This window comes from Microcystis sp. M53602_WE12 (assembly GCF_030065455.1).
Taxonomy (GTDB): Bacteria; Cyanobacteriota; Cyanobacteriia; order Cyanobacteriales; family Microcystaceae; genus Microcystis; species Microcystis aeruginosa.
Map to the genome: position 1 here is coordinate 1 of NZ_JASJFB010000032.1, position 3,724 is coordinate 3,724.

Here is a 3,724-nt window from a genome sequence, read left to right on the forward strand (position 1 = left end):
CACACCCCACACCCCACACCCTGCCCCCAGGAAAAACTTTTTCAGCAAACCCTAAGTAGGGAGGCACAATTATTTGTAGGATGGGTTAGCGGTAGCGTAACATAATCGGGCGTTGGGTTTCATGCTTCAACCCAACCTACGTTCATCTTATATTTAATTCCACCCACCCACTTAAAACTCAAATCTGATAACTGATAACTGATTACTGATAACTGATAACTGATTACCGGCGCCGGTCTTGCAGTTTTTTATAGACATCTCGCAGGGGGACTTGATGATGGGCGAGAGCGACGAGGGTATGATAAAAAAGATCGGCCACTTCTGAGGCAATAGCATCGCCATCATTATCTTTGCAGGCCATGACCACTTCTGCCGATTCTTCGCCGATTTTCTTGAGAATTTTGTTATCTCCCCCGGCCAAAAGTTTACAGGTGTAGGATTCCGGATGAGGATCGTCTCTGCGATCGCAAATTACCTTAAACAATTCCGAGAGAGTATCGGCTGCTGGCGGTGATTTTTGCCAATTTACCTGGTGAAAACAGCTTCTTTCGCCGGTATGACAGGCGATATCACCGATTTGCTCAATAGTCAGTAAGATAGCATCACTATCGCAATCGTAGCGAATTTGACGCACTTTTTGGATATGGCCAGAAGTAGCGCCCTTGTGCCATAATTCTTGACGAGAACGACTCCAATACCATGCTTCCCCAGTGGTGAGGGTTTTTTCGAGGGATTCCCGATTCATCCAGGCCATCATTAACACTGTAGCATCAAGATAGTCTTGAGCGATCGCCGGTACTAAACCCTGGGGATTATAAGCGATCGCGTCGAGGGGAATAGCGGAGAGTAAAGAGGACATCAGTTTTTCGCGGTCAAGAATTATGCTGGGATAAATTACCCAAAGCTTAATTATATAGCCTTGAGGAATTCCCCTAAATGGCCGCAGAAAATTACATTAACCGTGAGTGAGGAAAGTTTACATTTCTTAAGATAGACAAGAAAATTTCCGTCCGACCAGTTAAGTAGCTGGTTATAATTAAATTAAAAATGGATTTTAGGTTCGATCCCCCCTGCCCCCCTTGATAAGGGGGGTGCCGATAGGCGGGGGGATCCCCCCTGCCCCCTAGGGCTGATTCATTCTCCGAATCTAATTCTTTTTTTTGCTACCTTTAATCGCTTATGAGGCAAGCAAAGCACGACGTTTTTAAAAATTTTCAGATATTTATTCCAAGAAATCGACTAAAAACGTTGCCAGATAAGGATTTGAGAGAATGACATTTGAGAGAATGAAACGACCCTACCCCAACCCCCCACCCCCCCTTGCCCCCCCGACATCGGGGGGGGTGAGAGAGGTTTGGCTAATCTAAGAATAAGCGGTTTAAATGCGTCTTAGCTTAACAACAATCGGATGTCACCTCGATCGCTTGTTCCGATTCAATGATAATCTGATCATTAACGGTAAAATTCCCAGTTTTGATTTCTTCAGCTTTCAAAAGAATTAAATACTCATAAAAAGCCTGTAATGTACACCAAGCAAAACCGGCTTTTCCGTCCCGGATTCCCCCTAAAATAAAGTACATATACAACCAACGCAAGAGGGGACGACAGGGTAAACGCAGGGATAAATCTTTTAAAGCGCGTCTTCTGGCCACTTCGTTATCACCAAAGAATAAATCCCACCATTTCACCGCACCATTTTCCAATTGAGAGAGAGTTTCTCTTGCTTCATCGCTAGAATAACGATTGTGTTTTTCTATCCAGCGACTTAAACCTTTACTACAGGTGTAATGGGGATAGGTTTCTTGGAGAAAACCGGTTGCTCCCAGACAAACTTCTCTTTCCGTGTGACCATAATCGGAAAACCAGACCTGTCCTTTTTTCAATAAACGCAATTGATAGCGGGGATACTGGGTACTGTGACGAATCCATGTTCCCATAAACATCACTCTTTCGGCCGCATAATAACCCACATTATCTGGGGATTTTATTACCTGTAAACATTCTCGGAATAACTCCGGGGTCATCCGTTCATCAGCCTCTAAAATATACACCCATTCGTGTTTAGTGGGAATGGAACGTAACATCCAGCTGCGTTGTTCTCCGTGACTTTCAAAAGCGTGTTGGATGACACGGACGGGATAACGTTGGGCAATTTCTACAGTGCGATCGTTACTAAAGGAATCCACCACAATAATATCATTAGACAGTTGTGCCGATTCAATGCAGGCGGCGATATCGATTTCTTCGTTATGGGTAAGGATGTAGATAGAGAACATGGGCGATTTTTATAGGGTGATGGAGGTTGGGGGTTGGGGGTTGGGGTGTTGGGGTAGTGGGGAATTTAGGTGAAATTTCCCCATCTCCCTATTTCCCCATCTCCCTATTTCCCTATCCCCTATCCCCTATTCGCGTTAGAATCAATACTTACAGGGAAAGCTAAAAGCTAGAAAACCAAACAGGGCATCTAACCTTTAGCTATTCTTGTTCAACGTCACAGTTATCAATGTGTGCAAGACATTGGTAACTGTTATTTTTGTTTCTTGAAGCGGGAAACCATTCCTAAACCACCCACTGCCAGAAGTCCGAGGATAGTACCCGGTTCGGGGACTTTGGTACCAAATGGAACTTGAGTGAAGTCGTTAGTGGAAGATTGCAGCAGAGACATGCCACCGTCGCTGACGACCCCATATGTATCGATCACTTTGATGCTTTGAACCATGAAAGGCTTAAGATCCGCCATGTCCACACCGCCGTTTACGGATTCTAGGGTTACAAGCGAAGCACCTGCCAGGGTTTTAATCTCCTTGGTAGCCGTATACGTCCCCCCCATTCCAGATACATCTGTATCGAATGAAACAGCGTCGAAATACATCATCGGCATCATGGTTGTGTCGATATCGACTTGGTAGTGCAATTCACCTTTATCACGACCCATGTCCGCTGGATCGTATTGTACAGTCCAAACACCGCTAGTGAGGATGAATGATAGGTTATCGCCGGCAGCAACATCGGCAACAACGCTGAAATCGGAGAACACTTTGTCGCCTAGCGTAACGGAATCATAGACCATACCGCCAATAGAAAGACCATACCCTGACCCAGTAGCGACAAGCACAGTATCGACCATACCCCGGCCCAATGCATCGAGTGGAACGGTAAAAGTGGCAGCTTGAGCAGGAGCGGCGATAGCGGTGGCGATACCGAGGGTGGCTACACCAGAAAGGATTTTGGTTAATTTGTTGGTTGTCATCATAACTGAATTATGCATCGTTAATTGTGTGTACTATAGCCATCAAAAGAAGTTAAGCAAGCGTTAAGCTCGCTGATAACTTTTTTTGCGACTTGACAGAATTATAGCAAAACTTTTCAAAAAAAACAAGTGTTTTAGAATAGGGTGAGCCCATCTCAAACGCTATTGACCATTGACCAATTTGGTCATCCCCTTGCTGTGTGGGCATTTCAAGCGATACCAGTCAATTAAAACAGTTAGGAAATCTTAACATTTGGTCGATTTTTGCTTAACAATTGAGATGGCAAATTCTCCTCAAATATGCCTGAATCACCCTCTGGGTAAGCAACTCACATAAATCAAGTTCATTTTGTTAAGGATTGTTAAGTAGTCATGCAAAATTAATTACCCAAATAAAAAATTAAGAAGTATAATACATAAAAAAACGAAGCAGCAGGAAAATACAATGAGATTGATTAGAGACCTAAACCCCGA

3 protein-coding genes are annotated in these 3,724 nt (G+C 44.1%); all 3 read right to left on the reverse strand.

What is annotated here, in order from left to right:
- Positions 1 to 223: 223 nt before the first annotated feature.
- The 3 genes from hisIE to PX482_RS01320 all read right to left on the reverse strand — a co-directional run bounded on the left by hisIE (position 224) and on the right by PX482_RS01320 (position 3,253).
- Entirely contained in the window at positions 224 to 859 is a 636-nt protein-coding gene (hisIE, locus tag PX482_RS01310; RefSeq protein ID WP_002764104.1) for a bifunctional phosphoribosyl-AMP cyclohydrolase/phosphoribosyl-ATP diphosphatase HisIE, read from the reverse strand.
- A gap of 535 nt (positions 860 to 1,394) precedes the next feature.
- Positions 1,395 to 2,276 carry a glycosyltransferase family 2 protein gene (locus PX482_RS01315; RefSeq protein ID WP_288096634.1) on the reverse strand — a complete coding sequence of 294 codons (882 nt, stop codon included), beginning with the start codon at positions 2,274 to 2,276 and terminating at the stop codon, positions 1,395 to 1,397.
- A 251-nt stretch (positions 2,277 to 2,527) separates the two neighbouring features.
- The gene (locus PX482_RS01320) at positions 2,528 to 3,253 is read right to left on the reverse strand and encodes a PEP-CTERM sorting domain-containing protein (RefSeq protein WP_288096637.1); all 726 of its coding nucleotides are present in this window, start codon (positions 3,251 to 3,253) and stop codon (positions 2,528 to 2,530) included.
- Positions 3,254 to 3,724: the final 471 nt, after the last annotated feature.

Coding starts and splice junctions, on each gene's coding strand:
- PX482_RS01315 (WP_288096634.1), bottom strand. CDS start 2,276: ATGTTCTCTATCTACATCCTTACCCATAACGAAGAAATCGATATCGCC.
- hisIE (WP_002764104.1), bottom strand. CDS start 859: ATGTCCTCTTTACTCTCCGCTATTCCCCTCGACGCGATCGCTTATAAT.
- PX482_RS01320 (WP_288096637.1), bottom strand. CDS start 3,253: ATGATGACAACCAACAAATTAACCAAAATCCTTTCTGGTGTAGCCACC.